Origin of the sequence: Roseburia sp. AF12-17LB (genome assembly GCF_003479605.1) — a bacterium.
Lineage (GTDB): Bacteria > Bacillota > Clostridia > Lachnospirales > Lachnospiraceae > Roseburia_C > Roseburia_C amylophila.
Genome location: NZ_QUHR01000003.1, coordinates 129,158 through 154,012, shown reverse-complemented (window position 1 = coordinate 154,012; position 24,855 = coordinate 129,158). Strand labels below are relative to the sequence as shown.

The following is a 24,855-nucleotide window of genomic DNA, read 5'->3' as shown; positions in this document are numbered from 1 at the left end:
AGGAAAATGGAAAGGTAAACAGAAAATAAAAGATGGAAAACGGAGGGGACAGCATGAAACATCCAATCTTACGAAAAATGATTCTGGCAGGTATGGTGATGGTACTTCTTACCGGATGTGGTGAGAAAAAAGTAGATTATGAGATGGAAACAGAACAGGAAACCAAAGGGGTGGTTGGTACACTGGATGAATTCCGGGAAGCGGATAACTGGGATGACAGCTTTACGGTAACAACCTCTGACGGAGATGTGAAGGTAAGAATCAATGCATCTATTGATGTGCCGGAAGCAGATGCCATGTCTGTGGTAGCGGCAGAAGAATTAAAGATAGATGTCGATTATAAGAAAAAGTTCCTGAAAGCATATTTTAAAGATTCTGAAATTTATTACCACGATTTTGAGCATCTGACAAAAGAAGAATTACAGACTGCCGTTGACAGCATGGATGGAACGATTGTTGCTGTCCAGTCTCAAATCGATGATTTGGAGAATAATGCACATCATCAGGATGTAGAAAGACATAAGGAAATGCTGAATGACTGGAAGGAAGAAACCGAAGAACAGAAAAAACAATACGAAAAAGCATTAGAGACTGCAAAAGATACCTATACTGCAGCAGAGGATTATGACAGCTGCAATGAATATGCAGGGTATTGCGGAGACCTTTTATGTAATGTGCGATTTGAAGTAAAAGAAACAAACGAAAATGCAATTGCCTACATTGTGGCATCGCCATTAGTGAAAAACAAGACGGACATTTATGTGAATCAGTATTATGGCCCACAGTCTCTAAAGGATTATGATGCTGTATATGGGAATGATACAGTAACTGCATATATCGACAATTCGGAAAAGGAAAATGGATGCAGTATTTCCCAAGAAGATGCAAAGCAGTTAGTGGAGCAGTTCTTAAAAGAAACAGGACGTGATAATCAGGTGCTTTATGGGCAGCAGGATTATTCCTGGGATGGCGCAAATGAGATAGAAGTGGATGGAGAACAGTATACCGATTATGCGGAGGTCATCGACTGGGGCTACCTCTTTGGTTATGGAACCGGTGTCAATGGACTGGCATTTAGTGATTCTTTGGATTATAACGACTTTGATATTTCCTGGGTTACGCCGGAAAACAGTGATGTAAATTTTGAATTAGAGGATGAGATACGATTTGCGGTTACGGATAATGGAATTACAGAAGTATTTATGCAGTATCCGGTAAGCGTTACAAAGATTTCAAAAGAAGTGGAACTGCTGCCGTTATCAACGATTCAAAATATAATCAAAGATGAGATTATAAAAAATGGAGACGATTACCAACTGGATGTGTGCAAGAATTTTAATAAGTTAAAGCTTGGTTATGCGCGTATCAAAGATGACCAGAAGGAAGGCTGTTACAGTTATGTGCCGGCGTGGTGTCTTTATATGGCATCCGGAAATGATATGAACCGGCATCCGGTATTTGTCAATGCCATGGATGGTACACTGATTCATCCTTTGGATGAAAGGTAAGGTGTGCCTATGGCAGATAGAAAGAAAAGAACGGGAAAATGGAAACTGTTTTTGTACCTGGCAGCAGGCAGTTTTCTGACGGGATGCGGAAAAGCAGAGCCAGAGCTTGTGTCAACTGCCCGGACACCATATGAGAAGCTGGCTTATGATACCACGGAAGTGAAAAAAGGAAATCTGACGCCGGAAATTACCTTGAAATTAAAAGCAGAGGGTTTGGAAAAGATTACTTATGATGCAACAAATACGGAATTGAAATTAGACAAAGTATATGTGGCAGTAGGCGATAAAGTGGAAAAGGGAGAGTTGCTGGTATCCTTCCGTTCAGACAGTCTGGAAGCAAAAATGACACAGTGTCAGGATGAGATTGCGGATAAACAGCTTCTGGTGGAACATTATGTAAACCTCATGAGCTGTGATGCATCCTTGGATTATAATGAAGATATTGCAAATTTAAAGCGGGATATTGAAGTAGCAGAGCTTTATGTGGAAGAGGCAGAAGAAAAGCTGTCCCGCTATCAGATTACAGCAAAAGAATCCGGTACCATTACAGCCATGGATAATTATCTGCAAAAAGGAGGCTTTGTGCCGGGAAATAATCTGATTACTGAAGTGTGTGGAACCGGTAACTATGAAGCAGACCTGCCGGAAGGCTATGAATTTAACATGGGAGATACTTATACAGCTACACTGGATGCACTGTCCTATGAATTAAAGGTTGCCGGTGTGGAAGAAAATAAAATCATATTTTCACCGGTATCGGATATGACATCACTTTCAGAGGCAGACGTGCTGAGTCTTGTGATTACGAAGCCCACGCTGGAAAATGTCATTTATGTGAAAGCCTCTGCCGTAAAGGAAGGTGAAGAGGGACACTTTGTCTATCTTCTGGATGATAGTGGATATCGTGAGGCGGTGCCGGTAACGGTTGGAGAAAAAGTAGGGAATCATTGGGTTGTTACATCCGGACTTTCCGGTGGAGAGAAGGTGACTCTGTGAGAAAGAAAAAAAGTTACGCAGGAAACGCACAAAGCGTGATTCCAGTAGTCCTGACAGGCCTGTTTTTTGTAATGTTAATTGGTGGCTGTGGCAGTAAGAAAACAGAAACAATACCAGACCTGGAAGAGCCGGCGGCAAGTAATGCTTCTTATCAGCAGGTGACCTATGGAGATATCGGAACCACCAACGTGCTGCTTGGAACAGCCGTACCAAAGGAATACGGACAGGCATATGAAGCGAATGTCATGGTAACAAAGATTCTGGTAGAACCGGGGGATATGGTGGAGAAGGGTGATGTACTGGCATATGCAGATGTAGACGAGGCAAGTGCGTCCCGGGAAGCAAAGCAGCAGGAGCTGTCGCATGAAAATACCGTATATGAATTAAATCAGAAAATCAACCAGCTGCAGCAGAATAAATTAGCAAATCAACAGGAAGCTGCAGTAGTGGATGATACGCAGGAAGCAATAACAGAAGAAAGCCCACAGGAGACAGGGACTGAAAATATCACCTCCCAGATAGCCGTCCTGCAGGAAAACAGCCGCTACGATACGAAGCTTCATGAGTACCGGGTGCAGAAACTGAACGAGGAAATTGCGGCATTGGATGACCTGATTGCAGATGGAACATTGAAAGCAAACCACAGTGGTGAAGTGGTTTATACCAAGAGCCTGACGGTAAGCCGGAATGCCGGTACAGGAGAAAATGTCGTTGTTGTGGCAGATACAGAAGACCTTGAAATAAAGCTTAAGGATGTAACGGTACAGAATTATAAATATAAAGATGTTCTTGAAAAATATATGCTGCAATCTGGCGAAAGAGTGCCGGTTACCGAGCGGGAATACAGCACTGACGAGCTGGTGCTTGCAAAGATAAATAATAATTATCCCAATGTTTTGATAGAAAAGCCGGAGGGCGTAGAGCTTAAGGCGGGAGAGTTATATCCCATATATTTTGAAGAGAAAAGAGCGGAGCATGTTCTGCTGGTGGGAAACAATTCTCTTTATCAGGAAGATGGAGAAAATTATGTCTATGTAGGAACCGGAGATGATACAAGGGAAAAACGTAAAGTAACAACAGGTGTATCAGACGACCATAATACCCAGATCGTAGAGGGATTAGAGGAAGGGGAAGCGGTCTATTATGAAACAATGGAGCGGATGCCTTCGGATTATACGGAGTATATGGTGGAACGGTCAGATTTTCAGGTGGAAAATCACGGATTAAAATATGGCAGGGCAGATAAGAATGCCAGGGTCTATCTTGCTGCAAAAGAAGGGGAGATTGTAAAAATAGCGGTAGAAAAGGATGCGGAAGTGAAAAAAGGTGACCTTCTTTATATCATCAATACCGGAGAAGGAAAGGCAGCCATTACAGAAGCCGCCAATGCCATTGAGACAGAGAATACTACTTATCAGAAACAGCAGACAGACTATGATGCACAGCTTATAGAATTGCAGAATGCCACAGATTCTGTCAGTGACTATGACCGGCAGATGATAACCCTTCAAAAAGAGGTTGCAGAAGCAGACCATAGCTATACGCTGCAACAACTGCAGGCAGCTTACGATACGTTAAGCCGCGGAAATGACGGAACCGGAAAATTATCCGTTTATGCAGATGAAGATGGACAGGTTTCGAAAATAACTGTCTGGGAAGGAGACACGGTGGAAGCCGGAGATGAAATTCTTAAGATGAAAGGAGAAGCATCAGACTTACTTCTGGTGCAGATGGTGAGCAGTAAGTCCGTAACGGTGTATACGGATGATATTGCAGAGGCGGGAGAACCGGTAAGTATTACATCCGGGGATACGACTTACACCGGAACCTGTGTGGGATTTGCAGCAGGCAGCAATAATCTGGATGAGGGCTGTCTTTATATCGATGAAAATGGTGCTCATTATACCTTTCAGACAACCTCCGGGTATGATACACCGGCATTTTATGTACGGATGAATGATGAAATCGTAGATGATATGGGAAATGGAGAAAGCGTGGACTTCCCTTATATTTCCATGGAGGATGTTATAGTGCTTCCGGCAGGAATGATTTATGAAGAGAAGGATGCAATGCATCCGGATAAAGTGTCATATTTTGTGTGGAAGATAGAAGGGGACCATCTGGTGAAACAGTATGTTTTACTGGATGATACACTTACCGGAAATGGGAAAGTGGTTCTCTTTGGAATAGAGTCTGGCGATGTACTGGCAAGAGAGTAGGAGGATTTGGAATGTTACGTTTTGTCTTTTGTAAAATAAAGAATAAAAAAGGACTGAATTTGTGCCTGCTTCTTGGAATTACATTATTTATCGCATTATTTGTCTGTCATCCGATGTTTGAACGTGGTGCCGGAAACCAGGTATTAAGAACAGGATTTGAAACATATGCAAAGGAACAGGAAACATTTCCTGCAGTGATGAATCGTAGTGGCAGCTATTCTTCGAAGGATTATAGTTCTGCAAAGGAAGTGTTAGAGAAACTTGTGGCATATGAGAAAAAATGGACCGAATATGTGGCGGTGGATACAGTGGCATCCGAGCAGTATTTAAGCCTTTCCGGTGGAAAAGCAGATACCAGCCTGGGCGGAACCAATGAATATTTTACCGTTGGATATCTGCCGGAATTATCGAAGAACGCAGATATTACATACGGAGAGGGTTTAGACAGCGGAAATCAGGTGAAAATAAACGGCTGTTATCCATGCCTTGTCAGTGAAGAGACGATGGATGCCTACGGACTGGTGACAGGAGAAGTGCTTCATATGAAAATCCAGGGTGAAGCAGAAGTTTATGAAGTGGATTTTAAGGTGACAGGCATCATAAAAGAAAAGAATATCAATGATAGTTACTGGTATCACACGCTCAGTGATTTTGGAAATACACTGTTTGTATCAGAGAATACTTTTGATGCCATGATAGATTCCTTTGGACAGGATGAAATCAGTTACGAAGAAAATCTGATGTTAGATTACCGGCAGATAGATGCAAAGCATGCGGCAGAATATGCAGATTATATGCAGCAGTTCCGGACATCAGATACAAAGTATCGGGATAATATGGCAGATACCCTGGCGTCCTTTTTCACAAAGCAGCGAACCATACAGCAGATGTTGTGGGCATTGGAACTGCCATGCATTGTACTGCTGCTGTTATTTATCTATATGGTATCCTCCCAGATACTTTCTCTGGAAGAAGGAGAAATTGCGGTACTCCGGAGCCGAGGCGCAACCAAATTGCAGGTGGGAATGATTTATCTTCTGCAGGCATCCTTTCTGGCATTGATAGGCGCAGTGCTTGGACTTTTGCTGGGATATGGAATGTGCAAAGGAGCAGCTTCCACCGACGGGTTTTTAAAATTTACCGGAAAAGATGTAAGCATGTATACCTTAAATGGCGGAATGATTCTCTACGCTCTGGTGGCGGCGGCTATTGTAATTCTGTTTCTGACCATACCGGCGCTGCGGCGGACAAAATACACCATTGTAAATGAAAGTATGGCAAAAAACGGTGTTGTGAAAAATCCATTCTGGAAAAAATGTTATCTGGATATTCTGCTATTACTTTTATCCGGGTATCTGCTTTATAACTACAACCGGCAGAAGGAGAGTCTTGCAATGGAAATGATTGCCGGAAAGGGAATGGACCCGGTAATCCTTTTGAATACATCGGTGTTTATACTGGCAGCAGGATTATTGTTTATACGTCTCTTTTATAATCTGATTCTTGCAGTGGACAGAGTTTTTAAGAACAGATTCCACCCGGCAGGATATGCGGCATTTTTACAGTTGAAAAGAACCTGGTATCAATCGGGATTTTTAGCAGTGTTTCTGGTTATGACCATAGCCAGTGGAATTTTTGATGCGAATATGGCACGGACCATGAATCAGAATATGGAAGAGCAGATTGCATATGTCACCGGAGCAGATGCAGTGGTGGAAGAAAACTTCCGGCTGCAGGTTTCGAAAATGGAAGAAAAGGAAACCAGCTGGAAATATCTGGAGCCTGATTTTGGAAGATATGAAACATTAATCAAAGAAAATGTCTGTGAAAATGCCACAAGGGTACTGATCGATGAAAAGACGGATATTACTGCGAAAAACGGAACAGTTTTTGATGGAAAACTTATGGCAATCCACACAAAAGGATTCGGGGAGACTGCACGGCTTAAAGCTGGTGTCAACAAAGAACACTGGTTTTATGCACTGAATGCACTGGCAGAGGAGCCGGATGGGGTAATAATTTCTTCCAATCTGGCAGACAAATTAAAGTTAAAGGTGGGAGATACTTTAAGTTATACAAGGTATCTGCCGGCAGAGATTGGTGAAGATGCCATGGGCAGCAGGCAGGCAAAGGTCTGTGCAATCATAGACTGCTTCCCTGGTTATGAAAGATATGCTTATGTAAAGGATGAAGAAGGCAATTTAAATGAACAGGAACAGTATCTTCTGGTAGCAAATTATGCCACCGTTATCAGTGCTTTTGGTCAGACCCCTTACCAGGTGTGGATGAAGCTTTCAGATGGTGTGAAAGAGACTATGTTTACGAAAAGTCTTGCGGCAGCAGGTGTTCAGCCGCAACATATTACCTTATTGCAGGAACAGCTTGCCGACAACCGGAATTCAGCCATGGTACAGGTGACAAATGGAATGTTTACATTAAGCTTTATTTTATCTTTGGTGGTATGTTCGGTAGGATTTTTACTCTATTGGATTATGACACTGAAAAAACGGGAACTGCTGCTGGGAGTCTACCGGGCAATGGGAATGCGCATGGGAGAGATTCGAAAGCTGCTTTTGACGGAACAGCTATTTACTTCCGCCGGGCCACTGCTTGCCGGTGGCGGAATCGGAGCAGTGACAACGCTTTTGTTTGTACGTCTGCTTATGGTGGTCTATCTGCCGCAAAAGCATAATCTTGCCATAGAAATATACATTTATCCTACAGACCTTTTGAAGCTTTTAGCGGTACTTCTGGCAGTGATGTTATTCTGTTATCTGATTATCCGGAAAATACTGCGGAGCATGAAAATTGCAAAGGCACTTCGGTTAGGGGAGGACAGCTGATGGAACAGACGATAGCAATACGCACAGAAAATATAAAAAGATATTTTTCGTCGGGAGATGGCAGCATCGTCCGGGCTTTGGACGGCGTTTCCATGGAGATACCAAGCAACAGTCTTACTATTTTAAAGGGACGTTCCGGCTCCGGCAAGACAACCCTTCTTAATCTTTTAAGTGCTCTTGATGTACCGACGGAAGGAAAAGTGGAATTTTTCGGAAAAGATTTGGAACATTTAAAAGACAGGGAGCGGGAGGACTTGCGGCGTTACCGGATGGGATTTGTTTTTCAGTCTGTGGCATTGATTCCTGTGATGAATGCCTATGAAAATGTGGAATTTGCCCTGCGGTTATCCGGTGATAAAGAGAAACGGAAGAAGGATAAGGAAGAGCAGAAAAATAGGGGAGAACAGAAGAAGCGTGTAATAGAAATCTTAGAACGGGTCGGACTGAAAGAACGGATTTATCATATGCCTTATCAACTATCTGGCGGTGAACAGCAGCGGGTGGCTATTGCCCGGGCAGTTGCCCACAGACCACAGGTGATTTTTGCAGACGAACCAACCGGTGCACTGGATACGGCATCGGGGCTTGCAGTCATGAAACTTTTCCGTGAACTGGTAGAGCAGGAGCATATCACTGTAGTCATGACCACCCATGACCCGAATCTGATGGAACTTGGTGATTTCGTCTATGAATTAAAGGATGGGAGGCTGGTAAAATGATTCAGTGTGACAGCCTGGTAAAGATATATGAGATGGAACAGCATAAAGTCATGGCACTGGAAGGACTGGATCTTACGATAGAAGATGGGGAAATGATGGCAATTATCGGCAAATCCGGCAGTGGAAAGTCGACGCTGCTTAATATCATCGGAGGACTGGAATCACCCACAGCAGGAATCCTTATGGTGGATGGAAAGGACTTATCGTCCTATACAGAAAAAGAACTGGTTTTATACCGCCGTGACAAAGTGGGATTCGTCTGGCAGAAGAGTGCAAGAAATCTTTTCTCTTATCTTACGGCGCTGGAAAATATTGAAGCACCCATGCAGGTTCATCCGGGAACATCCGCCCGGGAGAAGCGGAAGCGTGCCAGAGATTTATTAAAGGCAGTCGGTATGGAAGCACATGCGGATAAGTTCCCTTCCCAGCTATCCGGTGGCGAGCAGCAGCGGATTGCCATTGCCGTTGCACTTTCCAATCAGCCGTCGATTCTTCTGGCAGATGAACCTACCGGCGCAGTAGATACAAAGACTGCAAATCAGATATTTGAGCTGTTCCACAAACTGAATGAAGAATTTAAAATTACAATAATCATAGTGACCCATGATATGGCATTGGCGGATAAAGTGGAGCGGACAGTGCTGATTTCCGATGGCAAAATCAGTACCGAAAAGATTCGGAAAGTATCTTTAGAAGAACTGCAGCGTCTTGCAAGTGCAGCAGAATTTACCCATGAAGAATATTCCGTTTTAGACAAAGCCCACCGGCTGCAGCTGACAGAAGAAATGTTAGAAGAAGCCGGTATCGATTCCAATAAAGTGCGGATTGAGGTTCAGGATGGCAAAATCCTGATTCAAAAAGAATAAACCGGTACTTGCTGCAACAAAGTATTTATGAAGTAAGAAACCGCTTCGTTTCCTCCATGACATTGCGAAGCGTTTTGATATTATCAAGTGTATCCTTTGTTTCTAAAGAGTGATTGGCATCCGGATAGAGGAAAAGAGGAATCTTTTGCCCTCTGCTGATGCCAGTCACTTTTTCAATATCGCTCCAGGGATCGGAAGTGCCGAGAAAAGCAATGGCATTCTGCGGGTGGAAATCATAGGTTTCCCGTAAAGGGGTATAGAGAATCTGGCGGCAGGAAATATTTTCCTTCCTTGCATAGGCAGAGGCAATAACCGTTCCGATGCTCTTTGAGATAAATATAATTTCATCATAATCCTGCCAGTTTACGGAAGAAAGCTGTTTTACAGCCTGTTCATAAAGATAAGAAAAAGCCTGCTGCATTTTCTCCCTATTACCCCGGATATTTCCAGTGATATCGCTGCCGGCAAGGGAATAGTCCAGTGTAAGAGCGGTTTCATAACCTGCTTCGGCAACAAGCTTTCGGCTGTAATAGAGCAGTGGTTTGTCACAGTGATAACCGATGCCCGGAAAAAAGACCGCCAGTTTATTTTTCGATAAATGCATAAGAAATTGTCCTTTCTGTTCCGGCATTTTCAGGTGGCAGAAACCGGAGCTTTTTAACCTTAGAAAATATAGTAGCACAATGGGAAATAATGACTTCTCTAAGGATATAACAAATGCGATAAAGTTAATTGTAATAAGGGACTTTATCGCATTTGTTATTAGATGAGCCGCATTGGAAACAGCACAAATTGTAACTAAAAAATAAACTGGAACTTATCACCGATACATAGCTGTTTGCAAAGATTCGTGATAGTGTTGTCAACGTCGTGGATGGTACTTGATATCCGGAGCAGAGGATACCCCTTACTGATGTTTAAAGTCTTAGCCTCTTGGGCATTAGCGAAAACAATATCAAGTGTTTTACGTGAATGATCCAGAATGATATTGTGTTTTCTTAGTATTTCATACAAAGATGAGTCGTTTAAATCTTCTCCAAATAAAAAAGAAAAGGATTCAGGAAATTTATTGAACTCTAAGATGACAGGGACATTATCCATATAACGGATTCTTTCCACTACGAGTATTTTATCCCCTTCGTGTAGTGACATTTCAGTTAAATCCCGTTCAGAAGGATCTTCCAATGCAATTTTTATGGTCTTAGCTCCAGGTGTTGCGTTTTTCATCCGGCACATATCAGAAAAACTTATGACTTCTGTAATATTACGCTGCAATTTTTTTTCCGCTACAAAAGTTCCTTTTCCTGATTTCCTTTCTAAATATCCGGATTCAGATAAAACGGCTAATGCTTTTCGGACAGTAACTCTGCTCACATGGTATGATTCACTTAATTCATTTTCTGTAGGCAGACGACTGCCGGCCGCCCGTTCTCCGGCGTCAATTTCTTTTCGTATTTTTTCCTCCAATTGTTTGTACAGTGGTGTGGCAATGGTGTTGTTCAGTTCCATATAAATACCTCTCTCCTAATATAACTTTCACAAATATTATAAAACAAAGTTGCAAAAATGTATATATTTTCCTATATTGTATGATATATATTGACAGAATGTATTATATTGTATTATAGTAAACACATAGAACAAATAAATACATTATAAAAAGGAGAGAAAAAATGGGATACGTAAGTAAAGACATTAAAAACATTGTGAAAGAAATTTTAGAAGAAAAAAAAGACATCGGTGGAATTAAAAATATTTATTTTGTGGGATGCGGAGGATCACTTGGCGCACTTTATCCGGCAAAAACATTTATGGAGAGAGAATCACAGGTTTTGAGATCAGCCTGGATAAACAGTAATGAGTTTGTGCATAGCACACCAAAGGACTTTGGAGAAAATTCTATTATATGTCTTGCCTGCCACAAGGGAAATACACCGGAAACGATTAAGGCTGCCAAATTAGGAAAAGAAAAAGGAGCGGCGGTTATTATTCTGACATGGCTGGAGGAATCAGAAATTATAGAATTTGGAGATTATATTATACATTATACATTTGATGCAAGTCCTGATCATCTTGCAGGGGATATTGATTATGCAGGAGAAAAGACGCAGTGTGCATTGCTTGTGGCAGTGGAATTAGTTGCACAGACGGAGGGATATGCTAATTATGATAAATTCTATGAAGCTTTAGGCATGATTAGCAATATCATCAGAAATGCACGTACACATGTGGCTGCCAGGGCAGAGGCATTTGCAGAAGAGTATCAGAATGATTCAGTGATTTATACAATGGGAAGTGGTGCAGCATATGGAGCTGCCTATATGGAGAGTATCTGTATATTTATGGAGATGCAGTGGCTTGATTCAAGCAGTATTCATACCGGTGAATTTTTCCATGGTCCATTTGAAGTTACAGATGCAAACCGTCCGTTTATGATTCAGATATCAGAAGGCTCAACCCGCGAACTGGATGAGAGAGCACTTACATTCCTGAAAACATATGCAAAACGTATTGAGGTTCTTGATGCGAAAGAGCTTGGCTTATCCACAATTGATGCAACAGTAGTAGATTACTTTAACCATGCACTGTTTAATAATGTATATCCGATTTACAACCACGCACTGGCAGTAAAGCGTGAACATCCGTTAACAACCCGCCGCTATATGTGGAAGGTAGAATATTAATGAAAAAATTCTGTGAAAAAAAATATGTATTGTTTGACTTTGATGGAGTTATAGCAGATACAGAAGAGAGTAATGGTAATTATCTGGGTCTGGCATTAAAAGAGTTTGGAGTGGAACTGACACAAAAAGACAGGGATAGACTAATTGGCTCACATGATTCCCATATTCTGCTGGAACTGCTGGAACGCTCGCCGGAGAAAATAACAATGGAACAGCTTTTGCAAAAAAGAAAAGAAATAGGAAATACATATGAAAATGGCTGCATTAAGCCAATGGATGGGGTGCTGGAGTTTATTGCCGGTTTGAAAAAACAGGGGAAAAAGCTGGCAGTGGTTTCTTCAACCTCTACACGGCTGATTGTAGTAGCATTGAACCGGATGAAAATGCTGGGTTTGTTCGATGTGCTGGTATGCGGAGACATGTGCCGGAATAGAAAACCGGATCCGGAATGCTATAGAAAAGCAATGCAATATTTAGAAGCAAAGCCGGAAGAATGTATTGCAATAGAAGACTCGTTTATTGGTATACAGGCAGCAAAGGCTGCAAATATAGAGGTAGTTGCGTATACAGGAGCTGGTGAGAATCAGGATGTAAGTCAGGCGGATTATGTTATTTCTTCATACGTTTAACTGCCTGAGTGAAAGAAAGAGAAAACAGAAGAATAAAAAGTATTTAATTGTATGCCCGCCAGTGCTCCTGGCGGGTTTTGCTATGCACAATTAAATTGATATTGATGTACAAAAAGTGAAACAAAAAATTGTGCATAATGTCGAAAATGTATTTCTTTATTGACACAAATGTATGGAATCTATATAATACAAATAGATACAAAATAAAACAATACAAATAAAAACAAATTAATACATTTTGGTTTTAAAGTAGTGCACATGCTTTGGAATAAATAAAAAAGAGGAGGTAGATGTCCATGTTTTGGATTGAATTTATTGTTTTAATGCTGATTATTGTGTGGGGAACCAGAAAAGGTGGAAGTTTCCTGGCAATGGCTGGCGGCATCGGAATGTTGATTTTCGTATATATCTTTAGAGTGACTCCATCAGATCCACCGATTACTGTTATACTGATTATGTTGGCGGTAATTACCGCAGCCTGTACGATGCAGGCAACTGGCGGATTGGATTTTATGGTACAGCTTGCAGAAAAAATATTACGGAAAAATCCGAAAAACATTACTTTGGTAGCACCTTTTGTAGCGTATTTATTTACATTCTGTTGTGGAACCGGACATATTGTATATTCGTTACTTCCGGTTATTAATGAAATAGCATTGGAAAATGGAATTCGGCCTGAGCGCCCGATTTCTGTTAGTATTATTTCATCCCAGCAGGCAAATACCGGATCACCAATAACAGCTGCAACAGTAGCTATTGTGGGCTATATGACTATTTTTGAAAAAGTAAATCTGGCAACAATTATGCTGGTAGCAATTCCGGCAGCACTGATAGGAGTATTGGTTGCAGCATTGTCTGTATACAAGAAAGGTCTGGAATTAGAGGATGATCCTGAATATCAGCAGAGGGTTGCAGATGGACTGGTAAAAGATTTTAAAAAGAAAGTAGAAGGAGAAAAACAGGTAACCAAAAAAGCAAAGATTTCTGTTGCTATCTTCCTGGTTTCTATGGTAGTAATTGCAATATGCGGTATTTTCCCGGCGCTCCGTCCAACATTTAGCGATGGTACACAGTTAGCAATGACATCTTTAATCCAGATTATTATGTATGTAGCTGCCGCAATTATTGTTATTGTAAGTAAAATTGATAGTAACGACATTTTAGAAGTACCGTTGTTAAAGACTGGATTCTTTGCTGTTATTCTTGCAGCGGGACTTTGCTGGCTGGTAAATACTTTTGTTGGTGCACAGACAAACTTCATTACAGAAAATTTGTCGGCTTTAACAAATGAACATCCATGGATTTATATTATTGCAGTATTTCTGGTAGGTGCACTGACAAGTTCACAAGCGTCTACGACAATGATTATGATTCCAATTGCAATTGCATTGAATCTGCCGGCTTATATTATTGTAGGTGGATGGATGGCATGCTCATCCAACTATTTTATCCCGGATTCCAGCCAGTGTATAGCAGGTCTTGCTTTTGACACGGCAGGTACTACGAAGATTGGAAAATTTATATTTAATCACAGCTATATGCGGCCGGGACTTGTATGTACAATTGTATCAGTATTAGTAGCAACAGGAATAGGATATTTTGTTTTCTGATAAAAACCGGTGGTGGCAAAATAAAGAAAACAGTAACAGCACACAGCCTGTGTTATTCTGACAGGCTGTGGGAACTGCCACCTCATGATGGATTGCCAGATATACATAAATATTAATAATGGCTATCTGAAAAAATGAAAGAGCGAATCTGGAAAAATAATTGCTTGTTGCAAAAAGAAGAGGTGAGGGAGTCTGGGTGAAAGAAAAATTGAAAGAAAGGAGAAAGAAATAAAAATGAGACAGCCTAGAATAATTGCAATTGGAGATGCAGTTTGTGACAAATATCTTTCCAGGGGGAAAATGTATCCAGGAGGTCAGTGTGTTAACACATGTGCATATGCACATATGAATAATGCAGAAAGTGCATTTTTAGGTAAATTTGGAAATGATGAAGTAGCAGAATGCATTCAGGCAGCACTGAAAAATATGAATGTAGACTTTTCACATAGCAGGAATTATGAAGGTGAAAATGGATTTGCATGTGTGACACTGAATCAGGGAGATCGCGTATTTGTCGGGTCCAATCATGGAGGTGTGGCAAAAGAGTATCCTTATGATTTTACGCAGGAAGATTTTTCATATATAAGAAAGTTTGATCTGATTTATACAAATCTGAATGCCTATATAGATGATGACATAGAAGAAATTGCTTCTTTGGGTCTTCCAGTTGCATTTGATTTTTCAAATCGATGGACAGACGAATATCTGAAAAAAATTTGTCCGCATATTAAAGTGGCAATGCTTTCCTGTGCACATTTAAGTGATAAAGAACGCGAAAGGGAAATGAGTAAAGTAAAAGAGCTTGGAGTTCCGCTTGTTCTGGGAACAATAGGAGAAGCTGGCTCATACATTTTATACCATGGTGAAATGATGTATGAAAAAGCTGTAAAGGCAGAAAGCATTATGGATACTATGGGTGCAGGAGACTCTTATTTCGCGACATTTTTGACATATATTTTACGACATAAAGAACCGGAATTCTTTAAAGAAGAAAGTAAAGATGATGGGAATGTTAAAGAACTTTTAAAGAAAGCCATGCAGGCTGGAGCAGAATTCGCTTCAAAGATTTGCGGTGTCGAAGGAGCGTTTGGGTATGGAACGCCAATTGCAGGAAGAATAATTGATAATAGAAATAATTAAAAGGTTTAAGGAGGAACGCTATATGGATATAAAGCCGACAAGTTACAGGTATGATGGAGAAGGAATAGAATGTGCATATCGGAATGAAAAATGGGTTGTTTGTATCAAAAATTGGAAACCGAATAATGACATTGATGGGTTAGAACATTTAGAGATACATCATACGACAGATGAACAATTCATTTTGATTTCTGGAAAATGTATTATTATTACAGCGGACAGAATAGATGGAAAGTTTAATATTGAATTAACTCCGGTGGAGAAAGGAACTTTATACAATGTACCGAAAGAGCGTTGGTTTTTTACTATTGTAGAAAAGGATACCAAAATGATGTATGTGCAGGATGCCGGATGTAGTATGGATAATAGTGAGTATTGTAAACTGAGCCAGGAAGAAATTTCATATATTCAGAAATTAGCAAGACCAATGCTTGCAGAATAATATAACAACAATGTATTAAAAATATTTATGGGAGGATTATCAATGAAACCAACAGAAATCAAGAATGTAATTACAGAAATTTTAGAAAGCAGAAAAGAAGAAGGCGGTATTAAAGCATTATATTTTGTGGGATGCGGTGGTTCTAATGGAGCACTTTATCCAGCGAAAACATTTATGGAAAGAGAATGTGCAAATATTAAGTCAGCACTAATTAATAGTAATGAATTTGTATATAGTACTCCGAAGGATTTGGGAAAAAATGTAATCGTATGTTTATCATGCCATAAGGGAAATACACCGGAAACAATTAATGCAGCGAAGCTGGCAAAGGAAAAAGGTGCAGCTGTAATTATTCTGACATGGAAAGAGGAATCAGAGATTACCCCATTTGGTGATTATATTATCAATTATACTTTTGGGGATAACAAGGATATTGCTGGTGAAAAAATTATCTGTGCACTTCTGGTGGCAGTGGAACTGTTGAATCAGACAGAAGGGTATGAGCATTATGAAGAATTTATGGATGGTGTTGGACGTATTGATGGTATTGTGAAACATGCATGTAAGCATGTGGAAAAACGGGCTGAACTGTTTGCCAAGGAATATAAAGATGATAAAATTATTTATACTATGGCAAGCGGAGCGGGTTATGGTGCAGCATATATGCAAAGTATATGTATTTTTATGGAAATGCAGTGGATTCATTCTTCCAGTATTCACAGTGGGGAATTTTTCCATGGACCTTTCGAAATTACAGATAAAGAAGTACCATTTGTGCTTCAGGTTTCTGAGGGAACCAATCGACCGTTGGATGAACGTGCATTGAAGTTTTTGAAGACTTATGCAAAACGGATTGAAGTAATTGATGCAAAGGATTTAGGGCTGTCTACAATTGATGCATCAGTCGTAGACTATTTTAACCATTCCTTATTCACAAATGTATATCCGGTTTATAATAAGGCTTTGGCTGAGGAGAGACAGCATCCACTGACAACACGACGCTATATGTGGAAGGTAGAGTATTAAAAAACTTAAAAAATGATGTAAACATACAGCATGTCAGATTTTGATGGAAAATTTGAAGTACATTACAAGGAAAGCCTGGAAATGATAATGATTTCCGGGCTTTCTGAGCTTTGACACATGACCTGAGGAAGAAGGAACGGAATTGAAAAAAACAATAGGTATTATTGGTGGCATGGGACCGATGGCTACCTGCGATTTAATGAAAAAGATTTTTGAAGTGTCAGATGCAGACTGCGATCAGAACTATGTGCATGTTTGTGTTGATTGTAACACGAATATTCCGGATAGAACGAAAGCTATTCTTGAAAAGGGAGAGGATCCTATACCAGAGATGGTAAAAAGTGCAGTAAGTCTGCAAAATATGGGAGCAGATTTATTGATGATACCTTGTAACACAGCACATTTTTTTTATGATCGGTTAAAAATATTTACTGATATCCCGATATTGCATATGCCCCGCGAGACAGTAAAAGCTTTAAAAGAGCAGAATATATCATGTGCAGCCGTATTGGCTACGGATGGCGTGATAAAGAGTGGGGTTTATGAGAAAGAGCTTCGGGCACAGGGAATCAAAACGATTTATCCGGATGCAGAGCAGCAACAGAAAATTATGGCAGTAATCTATCAATGTATTAAAGCTGGAAAAAAGGATGTAGAAAAGTACGGACTTGACGATATTTTAAAATCCTTGATTAAACAGGGTGCGCAAAGTGTGATTCTGGGATGTACTGAATTACCAATTGCTTTTTCCTTGGCAGGAATCAGAGAAAATATAGTTGACCCAACGGAGATTGCAGCAAGAGCTGCATTAAAATTTCTGCAATTACCAATACATGCATTATAAAGCAGCTGTATTTTTATGAAAATAAATGGTATCGGAAAAGTGTGAAAACTCCCTTCAAAAAGCCCCCAAAAAGTCGCAACAAACATTGACAATCCGTGGGTTTGAGGACTATACTAATATATAAATTATAAATACCAGACAGGTTATTACAGAAAGAGAAAGGGAGGTATATGATAACAGGGAATTATCATATATTTTCAGAGCCTTTTTGAATATTTCTGAAGGGGGAAACAGATGATTCAAAAATATTATAACAGTATTCTGGAACAGGTTTTTGCACAGATTGGAAAGAAAGAACACAACATTGTTCTGGCAAAATACAGCAATGATTTTTCATTAAAGCAGTTGGAAATATCAGAGCAGATAACGAATAATAAAGAGGTTCGTTTTGTAGCCCACGAATTCCGGGCAGAGAAATTATCGGGAGCATATGAGCCGTTTCTGGATTTGATTTTGGAACTTTTCGACCAGCAGAAGGAGATGACATTTGATGAATTCCTGGACAAGTGTAATGTCTATTCCCTGCAGCGTCCGATTATTGCAGCATACCGGGAGAGTGGAAAATGTATCCGGAAAGAGAGTTTATTGTATACAGAAGTTGACTATGAGCGGGAGCGGATGCATGATGCTATTGTGGCAATGCTTGTTGAAGTTTCTAAGATACAGCCGTTTATGCTTTGGATTAACCGCATGCAGTTTGCCGGAAAGGGAACCATAGAAATAGTCTATGAACTGTTAAAAGCAGAGCATACAGAGAATATCGGAATCGTTCTCGGCATGAATGAGCAGCAGCGTCTGCCGGAATATATGCTGCCGGGCTGGGAAAACGTAACGGAGGAATTGGATAATAATGTTGCAATATTCCGCATTGGAAATGCCGGAGAATCCCGGGAACAAAGAGATGAGGTTATTACAGCAGAAAGTATTGAAGATGATATCAGAACATTGCAGAATCTTGTCTTTTTCATGGATTTTGAACAGGCGTTGTTTTATCTGGATAAAGTAGACCGCAGAATCAGATTTGACAATTTTACAGTATCGGATGAAGTGAAATACGAACTCTGGCAGTTCTATGCATATGTATCGGTATATATGAGGGATTTGCCAAAAGCACTGGAAATAAGTGAGGGTATCTTACAGCTTGCAGAGAAGAAAAAGAACCGCAGGATGCGCTTTTATGCATATTATCTCCGCTCTGTAATTTATATGTATCAGTCAAAACTGCAGGAAGCCACTGAATGTGCAGGTGTTGCAAAAAGTATTGCAATAGAAGGCGGCATGGAGCGCGGTCAGTTTGAAGCAGAGCTGGTAGAAATACAAGCGAAAATGGCAGGCTGGAATAATATTTTCTTCTGTGCACAGAACGTGGAAGTCAGCGATGCCATGATTGAAAAATTAATGAAATATGACTACCGGAATCATCTGGCGTACATTTATGTATATGCCTATGACAATAAGCCGGAGATTGTAGCAAAGGCATATTATTCCGAATCCCAGCTTATTTATTTCAGTAAGGGAATCAGACTGGCAACAGAAATTGGCAATACACAGCTTATTTACAATGCATACCAGAAGAATATTATGCTGGCGTCTACCAACGGTATGTATCCGATTTCATTGCTGTATTCGGTAAGAACTTTCGAAGCACTGGACAACAAACGTTCTGTGGAAAGTGGACGTATTTTCTCGGGAATCGGTTATACCTTAACGGCATTAAGACAGAATGATCTTGCAAAGCGTTATTTTCAGAAAGCAGTAGAAATTTTATATAATCTGGAATTGCCGGAGGATATTGCGGAAGTATATTACAATATGGCAATTAACTGTATTGCAGCAGAAGAATTCAAGGAAGCCAACGAATATCTGATGCGCTGTATGAAGACCATTGAACGTCTGCATTTGAATAGTCTGAGGGTCTGCAATTTAAGCAAATTGTATGGACTCTTAGCATTGTGCAATCAGAAGATTGGCAACCGTTTCAACTGTGAACAGTACCTCAATAACTGCAAACAGTTCTTGAATTACATAATTGAAAAAGAAAAGCTTCAGAATGATGTGGGAATCATCCACGATTATGCACGTTGTGATGACGATATGTTCCTTTATCATTTCACACGGGCATTACTTGGAATGGATTCCGGTAATGATTCGTCAGCATTTGAAGATTTTAATTGTGCAGAGACACATCTGGTGCGGACTGAGGGAAACCAGTTCTTCTGTTATCAGCTGTTCCGTAAGGACAGGATCCGCTTTTATGGGCAGACAGGAAGAATGGAACTTAAGAGCAATGAAGAGGCAATCTTAAAACAATATCTTGGGGATAATACCCATTCTCTCACAGATGAAGAAATTAAGGTATTAGAGCCATTAGAACAGTATTTATCAGAAGAACCTCTTCATGTGATATCTTCTCAGGAGATGGAAATGCAGCTGAAGCAGGAAAGCATAAACCGTGCTTACAAGCAGGAACGCCGTCAGATGGATTTTCTGTCGACATGGCAGAAGACAATTGATGTGACGGATGTTTCGGAAGAAGTAATGGTAGAGAATGTGATGCGGACATTCCTGTATCATTTTAATTTGGACCGGGCATTATATATACAGTATCATGGAAGAAAACCAAAGGTACTTTATGATAATACAGAAGCCAGTCTTTCTATGAAGGAGCAGAAGTATTTAAAGGAAGTGTTCGAAAAGACACAGAGAGGGTTTGTTGTATCGAAAATCAGCAGTAACTATTCGGAACATCTGAATGTGGTCAAACTGTTTGGTGAAGATAATGTATGCTCCCTTGTTGCTATTCCATTCTTTGACAATGGAAAAGTAACAAGCATTATGATAGCATATATTCTGATGAAGGATAACTGGCATTCTTCCGTCAGCCGCTATATGTTAGATGAGAGTGATATGCGGATTTATGAGCTTTTGTTCCGGGAAGTGCAGTATGCACTGAATCGTCTCTATGCATATGAGAAGCTCTACGAAATGAATACTGCATTGTATAAATCTGCAGTAACCGACCAGCTGACAGGAATTTTCAACAGGAAGGGATTCTATCAGAACATCGAGGAAATTATCCGGAAGATTAAAAAGGGCCGCATGAAGCATGATTTTGGTATTATGTTTATCGATCTGGATAATTTCAAAGGATATAATGATACCTTTGGACATGATGTAGGAGATTTGCTGCTTAAGTCCATGGCAAATATCTTCAGCAGGGTCTGCAGGGACAAGGGCTTTGTGACACGTTTCGGTGGTGATGAATTTATTATTTTTCTCTACACCGGAGAGCACAAGGTTTTAGAGGATACCGCAAAGGCTATCTATAAAGAGATTAAGAAACAGGATGGGTTCAGGGAACTGATTGCAAAAGAAATCGGACAGCCGGTTGAGATTGATGATAAGAAATTACTTTCCTGCTCTATTGGTATTATTTCTTCCAATCAGGTAAAGAAGGCAGAAGACATTGACGAAATGATTAAAGAGGCGGATGATCTTCTGTATGCAGTAAAAGCAGAATCCAAAGGAACGTATAAGTTCTTTGAAGAGCAGGAACAGAAGTAAAGCAAAGGAAACGGGAAAACGTATGGTAATGAAGCTTCCAGAGCATGTAAAGTTTATAATTGATAAGCTGCAGGAAGCAGGCTTTGAAGGATATGCAGTAGGAGGGTGTGTCAGAGACACCCTCCTTCAGCGTGTGCCTCAGGACTGGGATATTACCACTTCTGCCTATCCGGAAGAAGTAAAAGAAATTTTTGGGCGCACCATCGATACCGGAATTGAGCATGGAACGGTAACTGTAATGCTGGATAAAGAGGGGTATGAGGTGACAACTTACCGGATTGATGGCGAATATGAGGATGCCAGACATCCGAAGGAAGTAACCTATACAGATAATCTTTTAGAGGATTTAAAACGCCGGGATTTTACCATTAATGCCATGGCATATAATGAACAGCGGGGACTGGTGGATGCCTTTGACGGAGCAGGAGATTTAAAACGTGGCATCATCCGCTGTGTAGGAGAACCAAAGGAGAGGTTTGGGGAAGATGCTTTAAGGATGCTTCGGGCAGTGCGTTTTGCGGCACAGCTGGGCTTTGATATAGAAGAAGAGACAGCAGAAGCGATTCAGGAGCTTGCACCGATGTTAAAAAAGGTCAGTGCAGAGCGTATTCAGGTAGAACTGGTTAAGCTTCTTACCTCAGTCCATCCGGAGGAGATGCGTACCGTATATGCCACAGGAATTGCGGATGTGGTACTGCCGGAATTTTCGGTGATGATGCGTACACCACAGAATAATCCCCATCACTGTTATACAGTAGGAGAGCATACCATTGAAGTGTTAAAAGGTGTGGAAGCAGACAAGGTGCTACGGCTTGCAGCATTATTTCATGATGTGGCAAAGCCCGACTGCCGCAGTACAGATGAAGATGGAATTGACCATTTCTACGGGCATCCGCAGGTGGGAGCAAAGAAGACGAAGACAATTTTACGCAGATTAAAATTCGACAATGCAACCATTGATATGGTCTGCCGGCTGGTGGCAATTCACGATATTAACCCGGCACTGACACCGGAGTCCGTACGAAAGGCAATACAGAAGGCGGGATTAGAGTGCTATCCGGTTATATTTGAATTGAAGAAAGCAGATATTTTAGCCCAGAGTGATTATCAGAGGAAAGAAAAGCTGGAAGCATTGGACGGATATCATAAGATTTATGATAAAATAATCAAAGATGCAGACTGTCTGACACTAAAAGACCTTGCACTTAACGGACGGGACTTAATAGAACTTGGTGTGAAGCCCGGTCCGCAGATAGGAAACATTTTGGCAAAGCTTTTGGATGTGGTAATCGAAGAACCGGAAAAGAATACAAAAGAATATCTGACAGGTTATACTTTAAAGAACCTCTTCATATGATAGAAAGACGCATAAAGATTTGTGCGAATTCGTCGTATGGAGGGGTTTTTGTGTATAATTTATCGAGCCAGTTGTTAGAACAGTATCCGTTTGAGGTAACCGCCATCCAGAAAGGAAGGGGAACCTATATCTGCACGACATCAGAGGGCGGAAAAATAATAATAGGATCTTTTCGCGGGTCAAAAGGCAGAGCGGAAGCTATAGAACATGTTTTGCTCCGTCTGAAAGAAAATGGAATAGAAGCAGATGAAATCATACATACCAGGGAAGGAGAAATTTTAGTCCAGGAGGTGGATGAAACATGGTACTATGCCAGAAAATATATAGAGGGCAGGGAGTGTGAGACCAGGAGCCGTGATGATGTACTTGCTGCGGTAGAAGAACTGGCAAAGCTGCATCTTGTCCTGCAGAAGGTGGAGGATGAAAATTTAAAAATTGGCGGACAGGATTATGCCATGGAGGTATTCCGGCACAACCGGGAGCTTAAAAAGGTGCGCAATTATATTCATGGAAAGCATAAAAAGAATGAGTTTGAAATGATATTTATGCGCAATTATGAGATTTTCTTAAAACAGGCACTGGACGTGGAACATCGGCTGATGAAACCAAATCCGGGTGAAACGCAGGGGCAGAGCGGAAAGCAGAGCCAGGAAGCAGCAATGTATGGAATCTGCCATGGAGACTTTAACCAGCATAATGTATTATTTACCCATGGTAAAATTATAATTACAAATTTTGAACAGGCACATTATGATGTGCTGGTAGGGGATCTGGCGCATTTCTTACGGAAACTGATGGAAAAACATAATTTTAATATCGGGCTGGCAACGGATATGCTGGCAGCTTACGAAAAAAGACGAAAATTATTACCAGAGGAATGGGAGCAGCTTTATGTAAGGATGGCATACCCACAGAAGTTCTGGAAAGTGGCAAATCACTACTTTAATGCCAATAAGGCGTGGGTGTCCGGCAGAGACATTGAGAAGTTGAACCGGGTTATCGAACAGGAAGAAATCCGCCAGCAGTTTTTAAGAATGTTATTTTATTTTGTGGAATAATCATGTATAATCATGTACAGGCAATTGCCGGAGGAAAAGAGCATACAGGAGAAAAAGAGGTGCGAAATGAAGCAATCAGGGAAGCACTGGCTGTTGGCCTTGGTTATTTTCACAGTATTTGTGGCCTTGAGCGGCTGTGGAAGGAAAGACGATGGGCCTGTCAGCATGAAAGGCTATGTATCAGGTGTTGAGGCAGCAACGGAGGAAGTGACACAGGCAGAGGAAAGCAGCTTGTATACGGTAAGTGGTGCTGATACAACACTTTCAACAATGACATTTCTGAATATTGACACGGGACGTTATGAACAGTATTCTTATACAGATGGGACAATTTTTAAAGACAGACATGGCAGTCTGATTTCGGCTGCATCCATGGTACCGGGAAAAGTGGTTACTTTAACACTCCGGGATAAAGACCTGATATTAGAAAAGGTGGAGCAGTCGGCAGATGCATGGGAGATGGACGATATCGGAAAATTTTCCTATAATGAAGAAGATAAGATATTTACCATAGGAGACACAAAGTATTCTTATGATGAAGAATTACAAGTGTTTTCCGGAGATGCAGCCATAGAATTGTCCGCAGTTACCGGACAGGACACCTTAAGAATACAGGGAATTGACCGGAAAGTGCTGTCAGTGTCCGTTACAACAGGACATGGAGTCATCCAGCTTGTAAATACACAGGCATTAGAGGGCGGCTGGTTAAGCCTGAATCATAAGAATTATTATAAGATCACGGAGAATATGCAGTTAGAGGTGCCGGAAGGAACCTATGAATTAACCGTTGCCGGCAATGGCTACGGCGGTTCCACAGAGGTAGCTGTAACAAGAAATGAGCAGATTTCCGTGGATGTAGATTCCATAAAGGGTGAGGATCCGAAATATTGTACTTTAACCTTTGCGGTTGATGTTGCAGGCGCTTTGATGTATATTGATGGTAGTCAGGTTGATTATACACAGCCATTACAGCTGCAGTATGGCATCCATTCCATACAGATTACTGCAGATGGATATGACACCTGGTCGAAGCGGCTATATGTAAATTCGCCGGAAGCGCAGATAGAGATTGCGTTGTCAGGTGATGATACGGGCAGTACAGAGACAGAATCGACGGAAACTGCCGGAAATGAAGAGAACACAACCGTGGAGCATAAGCATTCCGACAGTACATCGAATTCCAGTGGAACGAACAGCTCCAGTGGAAGTTCATCCAGTGACTCTGATGCATATAGGAAGGCATTGAGTGAAATTATTGATACATTAACCAGTAACAATAATTCTTCGACAAGTACATTAAATCAGGTAGTTAACAGTCTTACGAATTAGTGGGAGAAATGAAAGGGCGAG

19 protein-coding genes are annotated in these 24,855 nt (G+C 40.9%); 17 read left to right on the top strand and 2 right to left on the bottom strand.

Going from position 1 to position 24,855, the window contains the following annotated elements:
• The first annotated feature begins 53 nt into the window (after positions 1-53).
• The 6 genes from DWV68_RS05250 to DWV68_RS05225 are packed head-to-tail and all read left to right on the top strand — an operon-like array spanning position 54 to position 9,151.
• Positions 54-1,508: a DUF6034 family protein gene (locus tag DWV68_RS05250; protein WP_118639281.1), complete on the top strand. Its 1,455-nt coding sequence runs from the start codon at positions 54-56 to the stop codon at positions 1,506-1,508.
• A gap of 9 nt (positions 1,509-1,517) precedes the next feature.
• Positions 1,518-2,504, top strand: coding sequence for an efflux RND transporter periplasmic adaptor subunit (locus DWV68_RS05245; protein ID WP_118639282.1), 987 nt, complete (start codon positions 1,518-1,520; stop codon positions 2,502-2,504).
• The gene (locus tag DWV68_RS05240) at positions 2,501-4,723 is read left to right on the top strand and encodes a biotin/lipoyl-binding protein (protein ID WP_118665170.1); all 2,223 of its coding nucleotides are present in this window, start codon (positions 2,501-2,503) and stop codon (positions 4,721-4,723) included. Before DWV68_RS05245 ends, DWV68_RS05240 begins: the two co-directional genes overlap by 4 nt.
• A gap of 11 nt (positions 4,724-4,734) precedes the next feature.
• Positions 4,735-7,566, top strand: coding sequence for an ABC transporter permease (locus DWV68_RS05235; RefSeq protein ID WP_118665168.1), 2,832 nt, complete (start codon positions 4,735-4,737; stop codon positions 7,564-7,566).
• Entirely contained in the window at positions 7,566-8,285 is a 720-nt protein-coding gene (locus tag DWV68_RS05230) for an ABC transporter ATP-binding protein (protein ID WP_118665166.1), read from the top strand. The genes DWV68_RS05235 and DWV68_RS05230 overlap by 1 nt, the downstream gene beginning before the upstream one ends.
• The gene (locus DWV68_RS05225) at positions 8,282-9,151 is read left to right on the top strand and encodes an ABC transporter ATP-binding protein (RefSeq protein ID WP_117697743.1); all 870 of its coding nucleotides are present in this window, start codon (positions 8,282-8,284) and stop codon (positions 9,149-9,151) included. Before DWV68_RS05230 ends, DWV68_RS05225 begins: the two co-directional genes overlap by 4 nt.
• A gap of 25 nt (positions 9,152-9,176) precedes the next feature.
• Here DWV68_RS05225 and DWV68_RS05220 read toward each other — a convergent pair whose 3' ends face one another.
• A complete protein-coding gene (locus DWV68_RS05220) occupies positions 9,177-9,755 on the bottom strand; it encodes an alpha/beta hydrolase (protein ID WP_118087984.1) in 579 nt (192 codons plus the stop codon).
• A gap of 194 nt (positions 9,756-9,949) precedes the next feature.
• Complete coding sequence (locus tag DWV68_RS05215) at positions 9,950-10,660, bottom strand: GntR family transcriptional regulator (protein ID WP_117697741.1); 711 nt, start codon at positions 10,658-10,660, stop codon at positions 9,950-9,952.
• A gap of 164 nt (positions 10,661-10,824) precedes the next feature.
• On the opposite strand from DWV68_RS05215, the gene DWV68_RS05210 reads away from it, so the two are divergent.
• The 11 genes from DWV68_RS05210 (at position 10,825) to DWV68_RS05155 (ending at position 24,834) form a co-directional block, all read left to right on the top strand.
• Entirely contained in the window at positions 10,825-11,835 is a 1,011-nt protein-coding gene (locus tag DWV68_RS05210; RefSeq protein ID WP_117697739.1) for an SIS domain-containing protein, read from the top strand.
• Positions 11,835-12,464: an HAD family hydrolase gene (locus DWV68_RS05205; protein WP_118057058.1), complete on the top strand. Its 630-nt coding sequence runs from the start codon at positions 11,835-11,837 to the stop codon at positions 12,462-12,464. Before DWV68_RS05210 ends, DWV68_RS05205 begins: the two co-directional genes overlap by 1 nt.
• A gap of 296 nt (positions 12,465-12,760) precedes the next feature.
• Positions 12,761-14,074, top strand: coding sequence for an anaerobic C4-dicarboxylate transporter family protein (locus DWV68_RS05200; RefSeq protein WP_117697735.1), 1,314 nt, complete (start codon positions 12,761-12,763; stop codon positions 14,072-14,074).
• 234 nt (positions 14,075-14,308) lie between these two features.
• Positions 14,309-15,214, top strand: a complete 906-nt coding sequence (locus DWV68_RS05195) for a fructoselysine 6-kinase (protein WP_118665164.1) — start codon at positions 14,309-14,311, stop codon at positions 15,212-15,214.
• A gap of 22 nt (positions 15,215-15,236) precedes the next feature.
• Positions 15,237-15,656 (top strand): hypothetical protein, encoded by a 420-nt coding sequence (locus DWV68_RS05190; RefSeq protein WP_022242350.1) that lies wholly within the window; start codon positions 15,237-15,239, stop codon positions 15,654-15,656.
• Between the two features lie 42 nt (positions 15,657-15,698).
• Entirely contained in the window at positions 15,699-16,682 is a 984-nt protein-coding gene (locus DWV68_RS05185; protein ID WP_117697731.1) for an SIS domain-containing protein, read from the top strand.
• Between the two features lie 142 nt (positions 16,683-16,824).
• Positions 16,825-17,526 carry an aspartate/glutamate racemase family protein gene (locus DWV68_RS05180; RefSeq protein WP_117947143.1) on the top strand — a complete coding sequence of 234 codons (702 nt, stop codon included), beginning with the start codon at positions 16,825-16,827 and terminating at the stop codon, positions 17,524-17,526.
• Between the two features lie 234 nt (positions 17,527-17,760).
• On the top strand, positions 17,761-21,090 hold the full coding sequence (locus DWV68_RS05175) for a tetratricopeptide repeat-containing diguanylate cyclase (protein ID WP_118665162.1): 3,330 nt from the start codon (positions 17,761-17,763) through the stop codon (positions 21,088-21,090).
• 22 nt (positions 21,091-21,112) lie between these two features.
• Positions 21,113-22,447: a CCA tRNA nucleotidyltransferase gene (locus DWV68_RS05170; protein ID WP_118544480.1), complete on the top strand. Its 1,335-nt coding sequence runs from the start codon at positions 21,113-21,115 to the stop codon at positions 22,445-22,447.
• A 50-nt stretch (positions 22,448-22,497) separates the two neighbouring features.
• Complete coding sequence (locus DWV68_RS05165) at positions 22,498-23,505, top strand: phosphotransferase (protein WP_197420815.1); 1,008 nt, start codon at positions 22,498-22,500, stop codon at positions 23,503-23,505.
• A gap of 66 nt (positions 23,506-23,571) precedes the next feature.
• On the top strand, positions 23,572-24,834 hold the full coding sequence (locus DWV68_RS05155; RefSeq protein ID WP_147326024.1) for a hypothetical protein: 1,263 nt from the start codon (positions 23,572-23,574) through the stop codon (positions 24,832-24,834).
• Positions 24,835-24,855 lie beyond the last annotated feature (21 nt).

What these genes read in the sequence shown, in the direction of transcription:
- DWV68_RS05250 (WP_118639281.1), top strand. Translation starts at nt 54, where the DNA reads ATGAAACATCCAATCTTACGAAAAATGATTCTGGCAGGTATGGTGATG.
- DWV68_RS05245 (WP_118639282.1), top strand. Translation starts at nt 1,518, where the DNA reads ATGGCAGATAGAAAGAAAAGAACGGGAAAATGGAAACTGTTTTTGTAC.
- DWV68_RS05235 (WP_118665168.1), top strand. Translation starts at nt 4,735, where the DNA reads ATGTTACGTTTTGTCTTTTGTAAAATAAAGAATAAAAAAGGACTGAAT.
- DWV68_RS05230 (WP_118665166.1), top strand. Translation starts at nt 7,566, where the DNA reads ATGGAACAGACGATAGCAATACGCACAGAAAATATAAAAAGATATTTT.
- DWV68_RS05225 (WP_117697743.1), top strand. Translation starts at nt 8,282, where the DNA reads ATGATTCAGTGTGACAGCCTGGTAAAGATATATGAGATGGAACAGCAT.
- DWV68_RS05220 (WP_118087984.1), bottom strand. Translation starts at nt 9,755, where the DNA reads ATGCATTTATCGAAAAATAAACTGGCGGTCTTTTTTCCGGGCATCGGT.
- DWV68_RS05215 (WP_117697741.1), bottom strand. Translation starts at nt 10,660, where the DNA reads ATGGAACTGAACAACACCATTGCCACACCACTGTACAAACAATTGGAG.
- DWV68_RS05210 (WP_117697739.1), top strand. Translation starts at nt 10,825, where the DNA reads ATGGGATACGTAAGTAAAGACATTAAAAACATTGTGAAAGAAATTTTA.
- DWV68_RS05205 (WP_118057058.1), top strand. Translation starts at nt 11,835, where the DNA reads ATGAAAAAATTCTGTGAAAAAAAATATGTATTGTTTGACTTTGATGGA.
- DWV68_RS05200 (WP_117697735.1), top strand. Translation starts at nt 12,761, where the DNA reads ATGTTTTGGATTGAATTTATTGTTTTAATGCTGATTATTGTGTGGGGA.
- DWV68_RS05195 (WP_118665164.1), top strand. Translation starts at nt 14,309, where the DNA reads ATGAGACAGCCTAGAATAATTGCAATTGGAGATGCAGTTTGTGACAAA.
- DWV68_RS05190 (WP_022242350.1), top strand. Translation starts at nt 15,237, where the DNA reads ATGGATATAAAGCCGACAAGTTACAGGTATGATGGAGAAGGAATAGAA.
- DWV68_RS05185 (WP_117697731.1), top strand. Translation starts at nt 15,699, where the DNA reads ATGAAACCAACAGAAATCAAGAATGTAATTACAGAAATTTTAGAAAGC.
- DWV68_RS05175 (WP_118665162.1), top strand. Translation starts at nt 17,761, where the DNA reads ATGATTCAAAAATATTATAACAGTATTCTGGAACAGGTTTTTGCACAG.
- DWV68_RS05170 (WP_118544480.1), top strand. Translation starts at nt 21,113, where the DNA reads ATGGTAATGAAGCTTCCAGAGCATGTAAAGTTTATAATTGATAAGCTG.
- DWV68_RS05155 (WP_147326024.1), top strand. Translation starts at nt 23,572, where the DNA reads ATGAAGCAATCAGGGAAGCACTGGCTGTTGGCCTTGGTTATTTTCACA.